The sequence below is a fragment of the Rhodococcus sp. NPDC019647 genome, assembly GCF_044389235.1.
Classification (GTDB): Bacteria; Actinomycetota; Actinomycetes; order Mycobacteriales; family Mycobacteriaceae; genus Rhodococcus_F; species Rhodococcus_F oxybenzonivorans.
On sequence record NZ_JBIRXS010000010.1, the window covers coordinates 62784 to 82016 of the forward strand.

At 66.6% G+C, this 19233-nt stretch carries 17 protein-coding genes; 6 read left to right on the forward strand and 11 right to left on the reverse strand.

Annotated elements, in window-relative coordinates; genetic code table 11:
• The first annotated feature begins 57 nt into the window (after positions 1-57).
• Positions 58-699 carry a ScbR family autoregulator-binding transcription factor gene (locus ACH49N_RS19545; protein ID WP_159924838.1) on the forward strand — a complete coding sequence of 214 codons (642 nt, stop codon included), beginning with the start codon at positions 58-60 and terminating at the stop codon, positions 697-699.
• 201 nt (positions 700-900) lie between these two features.
• Here ACH49N_RS19545 and ACH49N_RS19550 read toward each other — a convergent pair whose 3' ends face one another.
• The 4 genes from ACH49N_RS19550 to ACH49N_RS19565 all read right to left on the reverse strand — a co-directional run bounded on the left by ACH49N_RS19550 (position 901) and on the right by ACH49N_RS19565 (position 2759).
• Positions 901-1356, reverse strand: coding sequence for a hypothetical protein (locus ACH49N_RS19550; RefSeq protein WP_358273648.1), 456 nt, complete (start codon positions 1354-1356; stop codon positions 901-903).
• A gap of 135 nt (positions 1357-1491) precedes the next feature.
• Positions 1492-1692 (reverse strand): DUF6186 family protein, encoded by a 201-nt coding sequence (locus ACH49N_RS19555; protein WP_358273649.1) that lies wholly within the window; start codon positions 1690-1692, stop codon positions 1492-1494.
• A gap of 1 nt (position 1693) precedes the next feature.
• A complete protein-coding gene (locus tag ACH49N_RS19560) occupies positions 1694-2128 on the reverse strand; it encodes a hypothetical protein (RefSeq protein WP_358273651.1) in 435 nt (144 codons plus the stop codon).
• A 118-nt stretch (positions 2129-2246) separates the two neighbouring features.
• A complete protein-coding gene (locus tag ACH49N_RS19565) occupies positions 2247-2759 on the reverse strand; it encodes a DUF1992 domain-containing protein (protein WP_358273652.1) in 513 nt (170 codons plus the stop codon).
• A gap of 331 nt (positions 2760-3090) precedes the next feature.
• On the opposite strand from ACH49N_RS19565, the gene ACH49N_RS19570 reads away from it, so the two are divergent.
• From ACH49N_RS19570 to ACH49N_RS19580, 3 genes are all read left to right on the forward strand, one after another.
• Positions 3091-3567, forward strand: coding sequence for a DUF4190 domain-containing protein (locus tag ACH49N_RS19570; protein ID WP_250771994.1), 477 nt, complete (start codon positions 3091-3093; stop codon positions 3565-3567).
• 154 nt (positions 3568-3721) lie between these two features.
• The gene (locus ACH49N_RS19575) at positions 3722-5266 is read left to right on the forward strand and encodes an NAD(P)/FAD-dependent oxidoreductase (protein ID WP_358273654.1); all 1545 of its coding nucleotides are present in this window, start codon (positions 3722-3724) and stop codon (positions 5264-5266) included.
• Positions 5263-5718 (forward strand): SRPBCC family protein, encoded by a 456-nt coding sequence (locus ACH49N_RS19580; RefSeq protein ID WP_159924828.1) that lies wholly within the window; start codon positions 5263-5265, stop codon positions 5716-5718. The genes ACH49N_RS19575 and ACH49N_RS19580 overlap by 4 nt, the downstream gene beginning before the upstream one ends.
• A gap of 74 nt (positions 5719-5792) precedes the next feature.
• Here ACH49N_RS19580 and ACH49N_RS19585 read toward each other — a convergent pair whose 3' ends face one another.
• Complete coding sequence (locus ACH49N_RS19585; protein WP_397504746.1) at positions 5793-9710, reverse strand: hypothetical protein; 3918 nt, start codon at positions 9708-9710, stop codon at positions 5793-5795.
• A gap of 322 nt (positions 9711-10032) precedes the next feature.
• Here ACH49N_RS19585 and ACH49N_RS19590 point away from each other — a divergent pair, with 322 nt between their 5' ends.
• On the forward strand, positions 10033-10449 hold the full coding sequence (locus tag ACH49N_RS19590) for a hypothetical protein (RefSeq protein ID WP_358273657.1): 417 nt from the start codon (positions 10033-10035) through the stop codon (positions 10447-10449).
• Positions 10449-11855, forward strand: coding sequence for a condensation domain-containing protein (locus ACH49N_RS19595; RefSeq protein ID WP_397504747.1), 1407 nt, complete (start codon positions 10449-10451; stop codon positions 11853-11855). The genes ACH49N_RS19590 and ACH49N_RS19595 overlap by 1 nt, the downstream gene beginning before the upstream one ends.
• Positions 11856-11924: 69 nt before the next feature.
• Here the strand turns inward: ACH49N_RS19595 and pyrE are convergent, their stop codons facing one another.
• The 6 genes from pyrE to ACH49N_RS19625 all read right to left on the reverse strand — a co-directional run bounded on the left by pyrE (position 11925) and on the right by ACH49N_RS19625 (position 19081).
• A complete protein-coding gene (pyrE, locus tag ACH49N_RS19600; RefSeq protein ID WP_109332769.1) occupies positions 11925-12458 on the reverse strand; it encodes an orotate phosphoribosyltransferase in 534 nt (177 codons plus the stop codon).
• 20 nt (positions 12459-12478) lie between these two features.
• Positions 12479-13306 carry an SDR family oxidoreductase gene (locus tag ACH49N_RS19605; protein WP_159924822.1) on the reverse strand — a complete coding sequence of 276 codons (828 nt, stop codon included), beginning with the start codon at positions 13304-13306 and terminating at the stop codon, positions 12479-12481.
• Between the two features lie 67 nt (positions 13307-13373).
• On the reverse strand, positions 13374-14156 hold the full coding sequence (locus ACH49N_RS19610) for a hypothetical protein (protein WP_159927473.1): 783 nt from the start codon (positions 14154-14156) through the stop codon (positions 13374-13376).
• Between the two features lie 95 nt (positions 14157-14251).
• Positions 14252-15133 (reverse strand): DUF5666 domain-containing protein, encoded by an 882-nt coding sequence (locus ACH49N_RS19615; protein WP_358273660.1) that lies wholly within the window; start codon positions 15131-15133, stop codon positions 14252-14254.
• Positions 15134-15303: 170 nt separating this feature from the next.
• Positions 15304-17856 carry an ATP-dependent chaperone ClpB gene (gene clpB / locus ACH49N_RS19620; protein ID WP_159924818.1) on the reverse strand — a complete coding sequence of 851 codons (2553 nt, stop codon included), beginning with the start codon at positions 17854-17856 and terminating at the stop codon, positions 15304-15306.
• Between the two features lie 148 nt (positions 17857-18004).
• Entirely contained in the window at positions 18005-19081 is a 1077-nt protein-coding gene (locus tag ACH49N_RS19625; protein WP_358273661.1) for an alpha/beta hydrolase family protein, read from the reverse strand.
• Positions 19082-19233: the final 152 nt, after the last annotated feature.

Sequence of the window (19233 nt, forward strand, 5' to 3'; positions counted from 1 at the left end):
GTGGTTGACTGGAGGTTGGAATGCGACGGTGACGAGGGCGATCGTGAGGCACAGGTCATGGCAGTACAGGCACGTGCGGCAGCCACCCGCCATCAGGTCCTGGAAGGCGCCGCGCTCAGCTTCGAGAAGCTCGGCTACGGCGGCGCCAGCCTAAGTCGGATACTTGCGTACTCCAATGTCACGAAGGGTGCCTTGTACTTCCATTTCGAGTCCAAGGAAGCCCTCGCCTGGGCGGTGATCAAGGAGCAGCACGCCATGTCGATGCTGGCGGCGCAGCGAGTGCTCGCCACGGCGCAGTCCCCGATGGAGGCTATCGTCCTGTGCGCCAAGGAAATGGCGCGGCAACTGCTGACCGAACCGATCGTCCGGGCGGGGGTCCGTCTCACGCTCGAACTCGGGAATTCTCGCGGACCGGCCACCGATCCCTACATCGACTGGACCGACACGCTCGTGGCACTGGCCGTCAAGGCGACGGCAGCAGGCGAGCTTCGGGCGACCGTCGATTCCGCCGCTCTTGCCCGCTTCCTGGTGAGTTCCTTCACCGGGATGCAACTCGTGTCCGAGGCACTGAGCGGTCGAGCCGACCTGTACGAACGCCTCGCCGACATGTGGGCGCTGCTGCTCCCCTCGATCGCCGCCCCCGACATGTTGCCCCGCTTACTCGAGCTTGCCGCCGCACGTGACGACCTCGCCTCCTGATTGCCGAGGCACAAAGCGAGCGCACGACGGCTCGCCACCCCGGACTTCGCTGACGTCGATTCGGCCCCATTCAGTTCTCAGGCAACATCATTCGGTCTGCTTGTGATGCCCCGTGCCCTTTTGCCGCATCACTGGTCGCGAATCGCAGGTCCCACAGCTCCCCGGACGCCGGCGGCGCGACCCGTTCACCCCGCTTCGGGCTCACAGCTCCGGCACCGGTACGGCCCCGAAGTCGCCCTTGGACGGCGCCGACAGAATCCGGGCAAGCTCTGGATCGGCATACACCTCCGCCGTATGGCGCCACGTCTCGATCGTGCGGGCCGGCGGAGCGGGATTATCCATCGACGAGCCCGCCCGCAGCGACGCGATCAGCCCGTCGACGAAGTCGGCGACCTCCTCACCCGACAGGTAGCTCACCCACGGAAACGCCGCCGCGACGACCTTGCGGACCAGAACACCGTCATCCGAGTGCAGTAGGGCGTCGACAATCGCCGTCGCCGCCGCGAGCACCTCCCGCTCCTGCTCCGCCCGTACCGCCGTCATCAAGACCAGATCCTCGTCGCCTCGCCGCGTCACTCGCAGCGGCCGCGCCCCTGATCGCTGCCACTCCGACAGTGTCGCCTTCCCCTTGTTCTGGATATCCGAGAACGGAGGCACGGACGAGACCCCACCTCTACCTCGAGACCGACGAGCGCGGGCTGCACCTCGGACGTCGAGGGCGGCGAACATTGAGGACCCGGCCACCAGCACTTCCGGCACTACGGGCGAACGGACGGCGGTTGACCCGGGTGATCAGGGCAGGGTGTACCGGGCGAACACGTGCCACCCTGCGAAAGCCCAGAGGCCGACGAGAAGTAGTCGTCCGGGCAGCCGGGTCCACAGCGCGGAGACGACGCTCACAAGGCTCGACCACCGTCCGCCGGTCCGGCGGCTGTACAACTCGATGCCGATGCCGGTGCCGATCAACATCAGCCAGATGATCGTGACTATCACCTCACCCTCCCGCGGGAGAACGGGGTCGCACCCACCTGCGGTACATCCGGACGACTGGGCCCCCGCCGACGGCAAGCCATCCGCAAAACAGGACGAATCGAACCGGATGCCACGCCAGCGCATGATCGATCACCGTGCTGAGTGTGGGAACGGTGGTGGACCGGCCACCCAGGGCGAGACCGAGTCCTTCGAGGCCTGCGGCAACAAAGAGCAACACCAGCCACGGGAGCACCGAGCGTAGCGTGATCTCCCCTGCCCGTGGCGTGTCGTTGTCCCGAGGAGCGGGAGCGCCGCCGATGACGGCCACACCGGCCAGCAGAACAACGGGCATTCCGACTGCGATGTAGGCAAGGCCCGTGAACGGCTCCAGTCCGGTTGCCCAGTATGCGTAGAGCGCCGTGATCACCAGACCGGCTGCACCAACAGCGCTGGGCACATCACCTTTTCGGAGAAGCGATTTCATCGCACCACCCACCCCTACCCTGGTTCGTCGCGTGCTGCTCCGGCCGCCAGGGTCGCACCCGCGCAACCGTCGCCGCACGGGGCCTGACCGGTCACCGTCCCCGACGCCACCACCGCCGCGGTCGCGGCGTCGGCGGCTGGTTCTCGGCGGACGGCGGGTTCTCTACGGACTGCGGGAGCGATGGGGGCGGCGTGCGCACCGCTCGGCGGTCCATTCGCCAGTGCGACACCACCTCGTCCGCGTCGACGGGGCTGACCGGCACTCGCGGCCCGGACGGTGCGCGCAACCAGGCCACGATCTCGAGGTTGAGCTGATGCACGATCTCGCGCACCGCGTCCTCCGACGGTATTCCGCGGACCGTCTCGGGGAGCCGCTCGATCTGCTTGCGCAACTGCAGTGGCGTCGGTAGCAGTGCGTCGAGGGGCAGGTTCTCACGCCGCAGATAACCTTTGACCCACCACAACTCGTCATCGACGTCGCCGGACAGTGGTATCGGTTTACCTGCTCCGGGAAGGTTGTCGAAGTCGCCGCGCTCCTGCGCCAGCCGGATCTGCTTGTCGATCCAGCTCTCGAAGCTCACCTCGGGAGGTTTGCGCTCGGTCATACACCGATTCTCCCAGGATGTGCGGCACTGCGGCAGCAAGTCGTGCGGTGCGGGATCTCCCCGAACTCGGCGCGGACCACGTCACCGACCCGCGGCGGACGCTCCGCATCCGCGCACCGATTCGCGGGACTCGCCGACCAATCCCTCAGCATCCGGCCAAAGGGTGTGCGGATATGCGGCGCGACCGTCCCTTATTCGAGAATCCGGCGTCGCCCTGCTCGCCGACCACGCCGCGACCGAGTAGGCACCGGGACCCTCACCGATACGGTTTGAAGGCCACCGAACCGGGCATGCGTTGTACACCCCAGATCGACTACGCCCGGAGGTAATGATGAGCAGACCCCTGACAGGTCGCGGTGACGAAAACGACCCGCATCGTGTGACCGATATCGACGGTCGTTCCGTCGACGGTCGTTCCGTCGACGGTCGTTCCGTCGACGTCGAGCAACGAGTAGTCACCAAACCCGCACGTACCAGCACTGCTGCCGCATTCGCCCTCGCTGTCGGCGTTGCCGCCCTCGTCTGCGTGCTGATCGTGATCCTGTCTCCGGTCGGACTGGTGCTGGGCATCATCGGGCTGATTCTCGGCATCCTCGGACTGAGGGCGTCCCGCAAGGTCGGTATCACCGGTAAAGGCGTGGCGATTGCCGGCACTGTACTGAGCGCACTGGCAATCGTCATCTCGATAGCTTTCGCGGCCGGAATGGTCACTGTGCTCAACAACGACAGTGCCGTCGAACGAATCGAGCAGGAACTCGACAAGATGCGGGACAAGCTGCCCGATAGCGTCGAGGTCCCCCAGCCGTAACTAGCACGCTCCGTGCGCCTTTCTGGTTGCCACCGCTACCAGAAAGGCGCACGGGCGCGGAGCGCCACTTGCCATCGCGCCTTCTTCCTTTTACTGTGACATCGAGTCTCAGTTAATTACCGGTGACCGTTCCACCTCGGCCCAGGAAGAGGACATGACAGTGAGTGCCCCGCAGCAGGCCGGCATCGCCTCCCAGGCCTCGGAGGACGAACGACATCTGTCGGTCGTCGTAGTCGGCGCCGGTCTGTCCGGCGTCGCCGCAGCGGTCAAGCTGGAAAAGGCCGGAATTACGGACTACCTCGTGCTCGAGAAATCAGCACGCGTCGGCGGCGTGTGGCGGGAGAACACCTACCCCGGCTGCGGTGTCGACATACCCGCACCGGTGTACTCGTTCTCCTTCAATCCCAACCCGCAATGGCGGAGCAACTTTGCACTACAGCCGGAACTGCTGTCGTATATCGAGGAAACGGTCGACAAGTTCGGCGTCCGATCCAAGATCTCGATGCACACCGAGCTGATCGAGGCAGCGTGGTCGGAAGACCGCCGACGGTGGGTCCTCGACACCACCCAGGGCACGATGGTCGCCCAGCACGTCATTTTCGCGGCAGGACCGATCACCGAACCGAAGACACCCGAGCTCCCCGGAATCGACGGCTTCGCCGGCGAGATCTTTCACTCGGCGCGCTGGAATCACGATGTCGATCTCACCGGCAAGAGGGTGGCGGTGGTGGGAACGGGCGCGTCCGCCGTGCAGTTCATTCCGGAGATCCAACCGGACGTGGCGCAGCTGTACGTCTTCCAGCGCACTCCCGCGTGGGTCGTCCCACGTCTCGACTTTCCGTTCCCGCGCATGGCGCAATGGGTGTTCGGTCGAGTTCCCGCCGTACAGAACGCATTTCGGCACCTCCTGGACGTGGTGCTGCGGACCCTCACCCTGGCGATGCGGCGCGAACGGACCGCACGCCTACTCAACCCCATCGGTACCCGCTGGCTCGCGGCACAGGTGCCCGACCCCGAACTCCGAGCGTCGCTCACCCCGGACTTCACCTTGGGGTGCAAGCGACTCCTGTTGTCCAACACCTATCTGCCTGCACTGACGAAGCCGGGCGTCGAGCTGATTCCCCACGCGCTCGTCGCGGTCGACGGGCAGTCGGTGGTGGCCGCCGACGGCACCCGACGCGAGGTGGACGTCATCATCTTCGGTACCGGATTCGATGTGAGCCACCCACCCATCGCGAGCCGCATTCGCGGACGCGACGGACGCCTTCTGTCGGAGAAGTGGGCGAAGAGTCCCGAGGCCTATCTGGCCACCACCACTCCGGGTGCACCGAACGCCTACATCATGCTCGGCCCGAACATCCTGGTGTACAACTCGTTTCTGGGGTTGGCCGAGACCCAGCTCGACTATGTCATCGACGGCTTGACCAAGGCCGAACAGCAGGGCATCGAAGTACTCGAGGTCCGCGAGGAGCCGTTCCGCGCATTCAACGACGCCGTCCAGAAGGGCCTGGCCCCCACGGTCTTCAACAACGGCGGATGCAGTAGCTACTACCTCGACGCCGACGGCAAGAACTTCGCGGCCTGGCCGTGGTCCACCGGATCACTGCGACGCCGCCTCGCCCGATTCGACCTCGAGAACTACGCCGTCCGGCCTTACCGGCACTCGCCGTCCGCCCATTCCACAGGAAAGTCGTCATGATCGAGATTCATCACACCGCCGTAGCCCAAGCGCCGCTCGCCGCCTGTTTCGCGTATCTCGACGACTACACGCACGTGCCGTCCTGGCTTTTCGGGATCACCCAGTTCGATCCCGTCGGCGAACCCGTCCGCGGACTCGGTGCCGTCTACAACGCGGCGATGCGGGTCGGCCCCAAGACGCTGGGCTCGGTCGTCGAGATCACGGCGTGGGAAGAGAACGCACTGATCCAGCTCGATTCGATCGACGGCCTCACCACCCACTCGCAGTGGCGATTCGAGGCCGTCAGCGAAGAAGCGACCCGACTGACCGTCGACTTCCACTACGAGCTTCCCGGCGGACTTGCCGGGAAGGCGCTGGCGCGTATCGTCGAACCGTTTGTGGCGCAGGCAATTCGACACACCGACGCCACCCTGCGGCGTCAGGTGGAACAGGCGGCGCAGCGCTCGTCCTGACCGGGTGGCGGGCATCCTCACCCGAGAACGAAGGCCGTCACGGCCGCGGACGCCGACTGATCTGTGCCCTGGTGTCAGCCACAGGGCGCTGCCACTGGCCCGTGAGCAAGCTGCTGCCACGATTCGACTGTCGAGGGATCGGGCGTGTTCGCGCACACCCTGGCCTCGGCAGTGTGCGGGTCGAGGTCGAGTATTCGAACGGCTCCGGCTTCCCCCGTCGCCATCAGCACGTCCGACCGGGCACCGAACGCAACTCGCCACCGGACCGTTCCATCCGGTACCAGTGAACCGCCCAGCGCGCGCAGGTGTAACACGTCCCAGATGCGCACGGACTGGTCGTCGCTCCCCGAGGCAAGGGTCCGGCCGTCGGGGCTGAACGCGACCGAGCGGACGGTGCTCGTGTGACCGGACAGCACCGCGGCTTCGCCTGGTTTGTCGCCGTTCTCCGCGGTGAGGGGCCACACGCGAATCGTCTGATCGTCGCTGCCGCTGGCCAGGGTGCGCCCGTCAGGACTGAAGTCGATGGCGTTGACCGCACCGTGGTGACCGCTCAAAGTCCGGACAGCACCGGGCCTCTCGGGACGGGACACGTCCCACAACCGCACCGTCTTGTCGCTACTGCCCGCCGCGAGGAAACGTCCGTCGGGGCTGAAGGCAACGGCGTTGATCCATCCGGCGGCGCCGGAAAGCGCACTTCCCACCTGGACGGGACGCGCCCTGTCCGCGAGGCTCCAGAGGGTGAGCGACTGGTCGTCGGCAGCGGTGGCGAGCAACGCCCCGTCCGGACTGAAAGCCAACTCGTGGGTGTAGCGCGCGGCGATCTCGAGGGGTGGTCCGGCCGGAACGGCCATGCCGTCGGCGATGTTCCACAGCTGCACCTCCCTGCTGCCCACGCCCGCGGTCGCGAGCACCGAACCATCCGCCGACAATGCGACGTTCTCGACTCCCACACCGCCCCCCGACAGAAACCGTGCAGTGAGCACCGGCGGATGACCATCTCCCATCCGCCACAAGGCAATAGTCCCGTCCCGGGACGCCGTGACGGCGACGGTTCCGGACTCGTCGAGCACGGGGGTCGTGACCCGCAAGGTGTGTCCGGCGACGACTGCGGTCGGTAGCGCCCACTTTCGCACCGTCCCGTCCTGACCCCCGGTAACGACCGCCTTGCCGTCTCGGGTGAACACCGCAGTCGTGAGGCCGCCGCTGCTTCCGGCAAGGGGCTTTCCGAGCAACGTCGGCCGGTCCGGGTCGATCAGCGACCAGACCCGGGCGGTTCCGTCCCAGCTGGCGGAGACGAGCGACGAACCGTCCGGACCGAAGGACACCGCCCAGACCGCGGCGTTGTGCCCGATCAGGGGTTCTCGGGTGGCGACTGGCGGACCCGGGCGGTCCAGCCGCCACAGCCGAACGCTGTGATCGTCGCTGCCCGTCACGAGAAGTCGCCCGTCCGGGCTGAAAGCGACCGAATGCACGGTGTCGGCATGCCCAACGACCCGGCCGGACGCCACGGGGTGCGCCGGATCGCTCAGATCCCAGAGCATCGCCGTGTGATCGTCGCTTCCCGTGGCGAGCGTTAGCCCGTCGGCGCTGAAAGCCACTGTGCGGACAGCTGCCGTGTGACCGCTGAGCGGTGCGGCACGATCCCCGACGGCGCTCGGATTGTCGATGTTCCACAGCCGGGTCGTTCCATCGTCACCGGCGCTGGCAAGGGTGCGCCCGTCGGGGCTGAACGCCACCATGTACACGGCTCCGGAGTGCCCGACGAGCGGCTGCCCCAGTTCGGTGGGACGGGCGGGATCGCGGATGTCCCACAGCCGGACTGTGCTGTCACCACTGCCGCTGGCGAGCATTCGCCCGTCGGGACTGAAGGCCACGCTGGTGACCCAGCTCGTGTGCCCGGTGAGGGACGCCGTGAACGAGCCGCGGGTCCCGGTGGCCGCCGGGTTCCACAATCGGATCGTTCGGTCGTAACTGGCGGACGCGACTACTCCGCCGGGTCCGACAGCCACGGAATAGACTGCACCGTCGTGGCTTCCGAGCCGGTCGGCGAGCGGGGCATTCTGTGACGCGAGCAGCATCGACCTTGCGGTGTCGTCCTGAGGCCGCAGCTGGGTCGCGAGCAACGAAAGCCGGGCCGACATGGACGGATCGGGGTTCTGCGTGCGCGCGGCCTGCGCGAGAATTTCCGCGAACTGTGCCGTCGTGCGCTCCTCGTCGGCAGACACTCGCTGCGCGTGCGCCGTGAGTGCCGCGATCGTGGTGAGGACGGTCAGCAGTGCAAGCGCGGTGACAGCTCCTCGGCGTCGCAACCGGGCGAGACGGTCGTGTCGCCTTCCCGCCGCCAGGAAAGAACGCGTCGACGCACCTATCCGGCCTGCGCGACTGTCCGCTTCCCACCGAAGCGCCGCATCCAACCGCACGCCCCGGTAGAGCAGCGAACCGTCACGGTCATGCCTCTCCCACTCCAGGGCGTCCTTGTCGATTCGCTGATGCAGGACGGCGACCGCCCGATCCTCGCTCAGCCACATGGCAAGCCGTGGCCACGCCTCGAACACGGCGTCGTGCGCGAGTTCGACCCCCGACGCGTCACGGGTCACCAGCCGCGCAGCGGTCAAGGCATTCATCGCGCTGGTTCCGGCACTGGTATTCGAACATCCCTCGAGGACCTGCGGGGGGCTCAGGGTGCGCCGAGTATCCGGACCGTCATCGCCGACGGCGACGAGCCGCATCAGTATCTGCCTCGCCCCCACCTGTTCCGCCGGGGTCAGCGCTTCCCAGACCGCCTCGGCGGTACGCGCGACAGCACCGCGTACCCCGCCCACGGACTCGTAGGCCCTCACGGTGAGGGAATCACCCGCCCGTGCCTCCCACGTTGCCAAGAGGGCGTGCCCCAGCAGCGGCAGCGCACCCGAGCTGTATGCCGCGCCGCTTCCGTCGCCGAGGTCGCGCACGATGATGTCGACGAGGCCGGGCTCGAGCGGAACACCCACCAGGGCGGCAGGACCGCTGACGGCCGTCCGAACCTCGTCACGCGTCATGGGTCCGAGAACCATCTGGCCCTGTTGGAGACGGGCCGCCAGATCGGGGTAGTCCACACACCGCTCGTAGAAATCGGCGCGCACGGCCACCACCACCGCGTCGACCGGCGTTTCGGAATACGCGCGGCTTCGCGCGGTCTGCACGAGCACACCGACGAAGCGACGCCGGACATCCTCGTCCCGGCACTGTGTGAAGAGTTCCTCGAACTGGTCGACGATCAGAACGCACGGCGTCTCCCGCTCCTCGTCGAAGGAGCGCTCGAGTGTGCCGACGGGGTCGCGGCCCGGAGTGAGGGTCACGACGGAACGGCCCCGTTCCAGCGCCGGGACGAGCCCGGCGTGCAGCAACGACGTCTTCCCCGAACCGGACGCCCCCACCAGAACTGTCAGCGCGACGTCGTCATCGTTGTCGAGCACCGCGGCGAGGAGAGCCGAGGTCGTCCGTTGCCTCCCGAAGAAGTACCGGCTGTCCTCGACACCGAAGGCTCTCAGCCCGCGGTACGGGCATTCGGCGGTTCCGGGCCCCCTGTCGGTGGCCCCCGCGGGGCAGTCGCGAGCCGCGTCACCGCGCGCCGGTTCGCTGCGCTGCGCACGCTCCCAGAGCACCTGCCACTGCCGGATCGAGTAGAGCCCGTCCGAACGGGGGCCGGGATGTCGGGTCCGGGCCGCACCGATCAGGACCCGCAGGGTCGGGACCAGACCATCGAACCGGGCTGGCACATTGCGACCGGTACGCCAGTCGGAGAGGCGTTGCGCGGACACGAACACGGCCCGTCTCGACTCGGTGACGGGAATCGTGGAGTTCGCGCGATCGGCGAGCCGTTTCAGAACGGGGCGACCGGCCAATTCGTAGAGCAGCGCGAATCGTTCAGCGAAAAGCACTCGGGGGTGATCGTGGTCACCGGGATATTCCATCAGCGCTCCGAGTTCGAATTCCCGCACACCCGCGGACACAAAGGTGCGCAATTGTTATCGCAGATTCGGGACCGGCGATCCAAGTAATTGAGACCGAGATCATAGAACTACCACTCCGCCACGATCTCGCCGCCACCGGGCCGGATCCGGTCCGGATGGAATTTTATGCCCTGCTACCAGTACCGATGACTTCGGTGTCCGTTTCGGCGTGAGCCAAGACCAGCTCTTCGGACAAAGCTGGTTCCGTTCACCGATCAATGGCCAAAGAATCAACGGGCACACATCGGAATTCTCATCACACTCGGCATTTTTCGAATAATGCCCAGCACTCCATTCTCCGCGCGAAAGGGCATATCCAGATATGAGGCAATTCTTCGTCATCCTCGCCGCTGCACTGATCGCAATGGCCGCAAGCACCGGCTCGGCCGGTGCAGTGGAAACGACACCCCAGACCAGCACAACCACGGCGGCCCTCACCTCGGACACGACCATTTCCGCCGGCGTGATCGGGGTCGCAAATCCTGCCGACGCCGCAACCGCTGCGCCGTCGGCGGCCGGGTCGATCATCGTGCGGACGATTCGGGAATGCGGGATGGGAGCGCTCGTGGGAAAGACGACCGACGAACTGTCGTTGCAGAACGTCATCGTTTTCGTCAACGCCGTAGGGCAGAGGCTGGCCGCGGTCGCCGCGGGCCCGCTGGCCATCATCACCGTCGCCGCCTACGGCTGCATCGACCGCGCCCTCACGAGCCTGCGCCCGGACAGCGGAGAACGCTGATGCACGTGACTTCGATCGATCGCTACGACATCGAACCCGGCACGCTCACAGAATGGACCCTGCGACCAACTGCGGCTTCACTGAAGTCGAATATTCCGCCCAGCTACAACCAGCGTTTCCACCTCGACACCGCCCGGGCACACGGATTCGGTCGCAGCGTGTGGATGGCAGGAAGCCTGGATCTGCCGGGCACACTCGACCACAGCGCTGTACGGCGCACGTTCGAGATATTCATCCGTAGGCACGACGCACTGTGGACGGGCTTCGACGTCCATCCCACACGCATCGAGCGCCTCATGGTGCCACCGGATGCCATTGCGCTGAAAGAATCGGATCCCGTCCGGTTCGACGACCCCGTGTCGCTCCGCGCACACCTACGCACCCGCTTCACCGCGGAGTGCGACCCCCTGACGTTTCCCGCCTATCTTTTCGCCATCGTGCAAAGGCCCACATCGAGCACCGTCATCGCGGCGTTCGACCACACCATCGTGGACGGGCTGTCCCTCGTGATCGCGTTGCGCGAACTACGGCAGATCTACGACCTGATCACGTCGGCACCGGCGACGGACGACTCGCAGATCGGAAAGGTGCTCGGCGACCCGGGAAGTTTCATGTCGTACTGCGAAACGGAAGCCATGGATACGGCCGTCGACGACAGCGATCCGAGAATCCGGGCGTGGTCGCGGTTCTACGAGCGCTGCGGTGGGACAGCTCCCACATTCCCCTTGGACCTCGGCGTCGAGGAGGGAAGACCGGCGCGGCAGGCGTCCGATGTCCGGTTAGTTCTCGACGGTCCCGGCACCGCACGGTTGGAAGAGAACTGCCTACGAGCAGGAGGCACCATGTTCACTGGTGTGCTGAGCGCTATCGGTACCGCGTTGCAGCGCGAAGGCGGCCCGCTCCACCTGCCACTGCAGTTTCCCCTGCACACCCGCCACAATCGCCGGTGGAAGGACTCCATCGGGTGGCTCACCGCCACTGCCCCGATCGTGGTGCCGGTGTCAGCGCACGGGTCGTTCGAGTCGACGCTGACCGGCACTCACGCGTCGTTCCGCACCGCACTCTCGCTGAAGGGGCTGTCCATGGAACAGGTGCGTCGTGGAGTTGGTGACGGATACCGGCGAACCCGAACCGACCTGTTCATGGTCTCGTACATCGACTACCGCAAAGTCGCCTGCCCCGAACAGCTTCGGGCGATGAACGCACACCACATCAGCAATGTGACGGTGTGCGATGACGCCCAATTCTGGGTGTCGCGGACCGGAGAGGGGCTTTCGTTACGTTCGCGATATCCCGACACGGCAACGGCGCATTCCACGATCTCCCGGTTCCTCGATCAACTGGAATCGGTGTTCACCGAGGTCGTCCGCAACGACATCACGACACCGGTCCCCGCGTATTCGTAATACGCACCGACCCGCTCCCCCAAGTGGCAGCGACGGGGTGATCACCCATCTTCCCGTCGCTACCCTTAGTCAGTTCAGTCCGAGATCTGCGAGGCCGAGCAGCGACCGGTACTCCAGCCCCTCGGCCGCGATCACATCGTCGGCTCCGGTGGCGCGGTCGACGACGGTGGCAACACCGACCACGGTGGCGCCCACGTCACGGAGCGCCTTCACCGCGGTCAGGGGGGAATTGCCGGTGGTGGTCGTGTCCTCGACAACGAGAACCCGCTTGCCGACCACGTCCGGTCCCTCGATCTGGCGCTGCATCCCGTGCGCCTTGGCTGCCTTACGGACGACGAACGCGTCGATCGGCCTGCCCGCCGCGTGCATGACGGCCATCGCCACCGGGTCGGCTCCCATCGTGAGTCCACCCACCGCGTCGAAGTCCCAATCCGACACCAGCTCACGAAGCAATTTCCCGATCAGCGGGCCGGCCTCGTGATGCAGCGTCGCGCGGCGCAGGTCCACGTAGTAGTCGGCTTCCTTGCCCGAGGACAACGTCACCTTTCCGTGCACTACAGCCAGCTTCCGCACCAGCGCGGCCAAATCCTCGCGATCACTCATGACAGAAACCCTACCCACCGCTACGTGCGGCCACGGCCCCGGCCGACCACGTTGGTGAGGCGACGCACAACGCTCTTCGGGACCAGCCGTCCCACCGAAGTAAGCACCTTGTACTGGGCGCCCGGGACGCTGACGACCTTCCCCTTCTCGAGATCCGCCAGGGAGGCCGCCACCACTTGCTCGACGCTGAGCCACATGACCTTCGGGATGGAAGTCATTTCGATTCCGGCGCGTTCGTGGAACTCGGTGCGAATAAATCCCGGGCACAACGCCTGCACGCGGACACCTGTCCCCGCCAGACCTCCCGACAACCCCTCGGAGAACGAGATGACATACGCCTTGCTTGCCGAGTAGGTGGAGCCGCGGCCGGAGAGAAGTCCGGCCACGCTGGCCACGTTGATGACAGTGCCGTTGGCCGACGCGATCATCGCCGGCAGCGCCGCCCGGGTGAGCTGCATGACGGCAGTGACGTTGACGTCGAGCTGAGCTTGCAGCAGCCCGGGGTCGGCGGTCCAGAACTCACCGGAGGTGCCGAAGCCCGCGTTGTTGACCAGTACGTCAACGCCCTGGTTCAGACGCCCGGCCACTTCCAAGCGACCCGCGGTCGTAGCCAGATCGGCGGGAAGGATCTCGCACTCCGTGTCGAACCTTGCCTTGGTCTCGGTGGCGAGCTCGCGCATCCGCCCTTCGTCACGGGCGACCAGCACCAGGTCGTAACCCAGCGAGGCGAACTTACGGGCGAACCCCGCGCCCAGCCCGGAGGTGGGGCCGGTGACGAGGGCGACCGGTCGCGTGGGGGCGTCGTCGGAAGCGGACGGGAGGTCGGCGGAACTCGAAGGCGTCGACATACCGGTGACGGTAGCAAGGCGCGGCACGCCTGTGCGCGGTTAACGAGTCCCTGGACTCGTCAACCCCTCACGGGCGGGGGCGGCCCTGGGGAGGACGACCACCGGCCGGCGGGTGCGGCGCCGAGGCACGCCCTTCGGCTGGGCGCCCTTCGGCTGGGCGTCCCGCCGCTGGGCGTCCCTCGGCTGGGCGACCTTCGCGCAGTCGCGGCCGGCTCGGGTCGTGAGGTTGACGGTCGAGTTCGCGTGGCTCGATGACCGGCGGGAGGACGTGCAGCAGACCGGACAGCCGGGCCACCGCCTCGATCGCCGAATCCCATTCGCGCCCGGTGCTGTTGATGGGCAGCGAACCGAGGGTCCACTCCCCCTCGCTCCACAGCATGTTCACGTGCGGCGGAACCGACTCGGTGAAGGCGACCATCCGCTGATCGCAGACGCGGCGCGCGATCTCGAGGTCGGTGGCGAAAACGACCCGCGGCCCGATGGCCCCCAGCAACTCGAGGTCCGCATCCTTGGGCGGCGGCGTCGACTTGAGCCGTAGGTCGATGTCGACATCGGAGCCCACTTTGCGGTGCACCGCGACGATGGTCGCGGTTTCCTCCAAGTCGAACAGGATGAACGACTCACCCCGACGTTCGCCCCGCACGACATCGAGGGCGCTGAGGTACTCCTGCTTGGCCATAGCGGCGCGGTGGAATTTGGCCGGCAACCGTTCTTCGACGCTCTCGTAGGTGTAGCCCTGAGCCTTCGCCCAGATCTGCCGCACACGGCCGGTCTGATCGCGCCGCGAGCGATCGAAATAGAGCAACGCACACGCGCCTGCGAGTGCGATCAACGCCAGTACGAACCACATTCCCGTCATCGGTGATCAGCCTAGCGAGTCGACGGCACAATCGGACCATGCGGTACCGGGACACCCCGTGTCGGACGGCGCCGAGGACACGATGGTCAGTTGCCGCCGAGCCGGGGCAGCTCCGTGCTGATGATCGTCTCCGCCATCATCGAGCCGTTCTCGATCTTGGTGCCCTGAACCATGACGGTGAATCCGGGCTTCAGATCGGCGACGGTGGCCCCGTCCAGGGCGATCACGTTGGTCTGGGGGTTGGTCTGCACCGTCACCTGTGATCCGCCGATGGCGTCGAGGGTCAGCGTCGTGCCGTCGTTGGCGCTGATCGTTCCGAACGCAGCACCCGCCTCTCCGATGGCCTCGCCGATCCCGCCGGGGAGTTGGTCGAGCGGCGACTCGGATGTCGTGGACGGGGGCGTGCTGGTCCTCGGCGGTGCGGTGGTGACAGGCGGGCGTGACGTGGTCGGTCCCGCCACCGTCGACGACGAGGAGTTGTTCGGCGCCGACGTGAAGAGCGCGATGCCGAAACCGATGACGGCGATCAGCAGCAAGGCGGCTGCAGCGCCGGCAATCCACGTGGCGACGCGGCGCGGCTTCTTGTCGTCAGGTTCCTCGCCCGGCGGCCTAGGCGGGTACTGGGTGTTCGGGTACTGGGCGTGGGGATATTGCCCGGTGGGATAGCCGCCGTAGTACTGCTGCGCGTCGTACGGCGGATAGGCCTGCGTGGCGTTGGGAGGCGGCGCCCCCGAGGCGAATCTGGGGTCGTACGGCGGGAGCGCCTGCGTGGGGTTCGGCTGATTCTGCCCGTACGCCGCGGTGGGGTCGGACGTGTAGAACTGTTGCATGGGCTGTTCGGGCGTGCTGCCCAGGTACTCCGTCCGCTGCTCGTCTCGCGACCACGACTCCGCGCCGTCGGATCCCGATGTCGCCGAGTCGTCGTATGCGCGTTCCTGAGGAGTACGCGGATCGTCGGGGTTCGTCATGGTCGGGGCCCCTCCCTCGGGGTGTGGTTGCCGGTCGAACAAGCTCGTGCGGCCTTCACGCGCAGCGCGGCCCGTTCGGGGGTTCAGGGTAGTAGCGCAACTTAAGACGGCCCTGTGAAAACAGGCGTGAGTGGCAAGGCGCCGGACGCACCTTGCCACTCACGGACGGGTCAGCCGAGGACCAGCGAATCACCGTTCTCGGATACCTTCACCGGCACGGTGTCACCGTCTTTGACCTCACCGGCGAGGAGCTTCTTCGCCAACTGGTCGCCGATGGCCTGCTGGATGAGGCGCCGCAGCGGCCGGGCTCCGTACATGGGGTCGTACCCGCGCACCGCCAACCAGAACCTGGCGGAATCGGAGACGTCCAGGGACAGCCGCCGCGCCTCGAGGCGGTGGGACAGCTGGTCGAGCTGGATGTCGACGATCGCTTCGAGCTGTTCCTCCGACAGGGCGTCGAAGATCACGACGTCGTCGAGACGGTTGATGAACTCCGGCTTGAACGCGTGCCGGACCGCATCCATCACCTGTTCCTTGGTTCCGCCCGACCCCAGGTTGGAGGTGAGGATCAGGATGGTGTTGCGGAAGTCGACGGTGCGCCCCTGCCCATCGGTGAGCCGGCCGTCGTCGAGTACCTGGAGCAGGATGTCGAAGACGTCGGGATGGGCCTTCTCCACCTCGTCGAACAGCACGACCGTGTACGGGCGTCGGCGCACGGCCTCGGTGAGCTGGCCGCCCGACTCGTACCCCACATATCCGGGCGGGGCGCCGACGAGGCGGGCCACCGAGTGCTTCTCGCTGTACTCCGACATGTCGATGCGCACCATGGCGCGCTCGTCGTCGAACAGGAAGTCGGCCAGCGACTTCGCGAGCTCGGTCTTACCGACACCGGTGGGGCCGAGGAACAGGAACGAACCGGTGGGCCGGTTGGGGTCGGCCACCCCGGCGCGGGCCCGCCGGACGGCGTCGGACACCGCTTGCACAGCCTCCGTCTGGCCGACGACACGTTTGCCCAGTTCGGTTTCCATGCGCAGCAGCTTGGCTGTTTCGCCTTCCATCATGCGGCCGGCGGGAATACCGGTCCACGCTGCCACCACGTCGGCCACGTCGTCGGGACCCACCTCTTCCTTGAGCATGACGTCGCCGTCACCGGCGGCGCCGGACTCACGGGCAGCCTGCTCGAGTTCCTTCTCGAGCTGCGGAATCTTGCCGTACCGCAGTTCCGCCGCGCGGCCGAGGTCGCCGTCGCGCTCGGCGCGTTCCTCTTCACCGCGCAGGTTCTCGAGCTGCTCCTTGACCTCGCGGACGGAGTCGATGGCCTGCTTCTCGTTCTGCCACCGGGTGGTGAGCTGGTTGAGCTTCTCCTGCTCGTCCGCAAGTTCCTGGCGCAGCTTGTCGAGCCGTTCCTTCGACGCCTCGTCGGACTCCTTCTGCAGCGCCATCTCCTCGATCTCGAGGCGGCGGACGATCCGTTCGACGGTGTCGATCTCCTCGGGACGGGAGTCGATTTCCATCCGCAGCCGCGACGCCGCCTCGTCGACGAGGTCGATGGCCTTGTCGGGGAGGAACCGGGAGGTGATGTAGCGGTCGCTGAGGGCGGCGGCGGCGACCAGCGCGGAGTCGGTGATGCGCACACCGTGGTGCACTTCGTACCGTTCCTTGAGTCCACGCAGGATGCCGACGGTGTCCTCGACGGAGGGTTCGCCGACGAGGACCTGCTGGAAACGCCGTTCGAGGGCCGCGTCCTTCTCGATGTGCTTGCGGTACTCGTCGAGCGTGGTGGCGCCGACGAGCCGAAGTTCACCGCGGGCCAGCATCGGCTTGATCATGTTTCCGGCGTCCATCGCCGATTCACCGGTGGCGCCGGCGCCGACGATGGTGTGCAACTCGTCGATGAACGTGATCACCTGGCCGGCCGAGTTCTTGATGTCGTCGAGAACCGCCTTGAGCCGTTCTTCGAACTCGCCGCGGTACTTGGCGCCCGCCACCATCGAACCGAGGTCGAGGGAGATGACGGACTTGCCGCGCAGCGATTCGGGAACGTCGCCCGCGACGATGCGCTGAGCCAGTCCTTCGACGATGGCGGTCTTACCGACACCCGGCTCGCCGATCAGCACCGGGTTGTTCTTGGTCCGTCGGCTCAATACCTGGACTACCCGGCGGATTTCGTTGTCGCGCCCGATCACGGGGTCGAGCTTGCCTGCCCGTGCCGCGGCCGTGAGGTCGGTCGAGTACTTCTCGAGCGCCTGGTATGTCCCCTCGGGGTCGGGGCTGGTGACGCGAGCACTGCCGCGGACGGTGGTGAACGCGTCGCGCAGGGCCTCCGGGGTGGCACCGTGCCGTCCGAGGAGGTGCGACACATCCGAGTCGCCGGACGCGAGCCCCACCATGAGGTGCTCCGTGGACACGTACTCGTCGTCGAGTTCGGTGGCGAGATGTTGCGCAGCGGTGATGGCGCCGAGGGCTTCGCGCCCCAACTGCGGTGTGGTGGTGGCCCCGGATGTCTTGGGCAGCCGGTCGACCAAGGTCTGCGCTTCGCGATGGACCGCGGTGGGATCGACCCCGACCGCTTTGAGTAGCGGTGCGGCGATGCCGTCGGTCTGATCGAGCAGGGCCACGAGTAGATGCGCGGGCCTGATATCGGGGTTACCGGCCGACGACGCCGACTGGAGCGCAGCGGTCATCGCGGCCTGGGTCTTGGTGGTCGGATTGAACGAGTCCACTGGTCACCTCTTCTGGCGAAGTAGAGCGGTCCGTCGCCGGAGCCGGGAGGGACCTGGCGACGCTGTCACTCTTCTTAACGCACGAAAGGTTGAGTCTGTTCCGCTCAACTTTGGATTTTTTGGAGTTCCTCCACCATCGTGCCCGTCTTCAGGCGCCGATCGCAGCAGCCATCATCGGCCACGAGGTGTAGAGGTCCTCTTTCCAATACTCCCAGGAATGCGTGCCGGCCGGCCGGAGGTCGACCGTGACGGGTATGCCGAGGGTGTTGAGCTTCTCGGCCAGCCGAACGGTGCAGTCGTTGGTGACGGCCTCTATTACTCCGCCGACCACCACCTGGGTGGCGAGGGTGCCGCGGTCGCCGCCGACCGTGCGGGACTCCAACGTGTCGTGTTTTCCGGGGAACCCGGTCCCGTTGGAGAGATAGAGGGTGGTGCCCCGGAGTCGTTCGGCGTTGACGAAGGGATCATTGGCGATCCACAGCGGGTCGTCGGCCGGACCCCACATGTTCTCGGGGTTGCCGCCGAAATCCGCGACGGTGATCTCGACGTATCGGCGGGCCACGGGATTGCTGGTCATCGCGCAGCCGCTGTAGGCGCCGACGCTTCGATACAGTCCCGGCCGCGCGATCGCGAGATTGAGCACGCTGGTGGCGGACATCGACAGCCCCGCGATCGCATTGCTTCCGCTGGCATCGAGGGCGGAATCGACGATGGGCGGCAGTTCCTCGGTGAGGAAGGTCTGCCACTTGTTCCTGCCCAGCTTCGGGTCGTCCCGCTTCCAGTCGGCGTAGTAGCTGGACTCGCCGCCGAACGGAATGACCACATTGACGTCCTTGTCAGCGAAGAACCGCCCGACGTCCGCCCGGGGTTCCCACCCGTTCTTCTCGGAGTTGCCCTCCACGCCCCCGAGCAGGTAGACGGTGGGACGCTGCGCCGACGCGGCCGGAAACACGCGAACGGTGATGTTCTTGTCCATCGCGGCAGAGTGGACGATGAAGTCGGCCTGCGCATCCCCCACCGACCTGACCTCGACCAGCCGCGATCCGTCCGCGGCCTGGTCGGCCGTCATCGTCTCGGTGACTCCGCGAGGCTCCGCCGCTGCTGTCGGCAGGCCCGTCAGGGCCGCAAGCACCACGGCCAGTGCGCCCGCGGCCACCGTCGACGGCCGCCTGACGGCACCGCCGCGCCGCCGTGGACCGCCCAGTCTTGCACCGTCAGCCCGCATGGCCCCCCCTGATTTCCTCCCGACCGGTACCGGATGCATATCGTGCCTTGTCGGTCTCGAACGCCCACGCGCGACCCGCCGAATCGGTCTGCAGTTCGCCGGAAGTGACGTTTTGCCGTAACCCGGGGTCCCGGCGACCGACGGCTAGAATG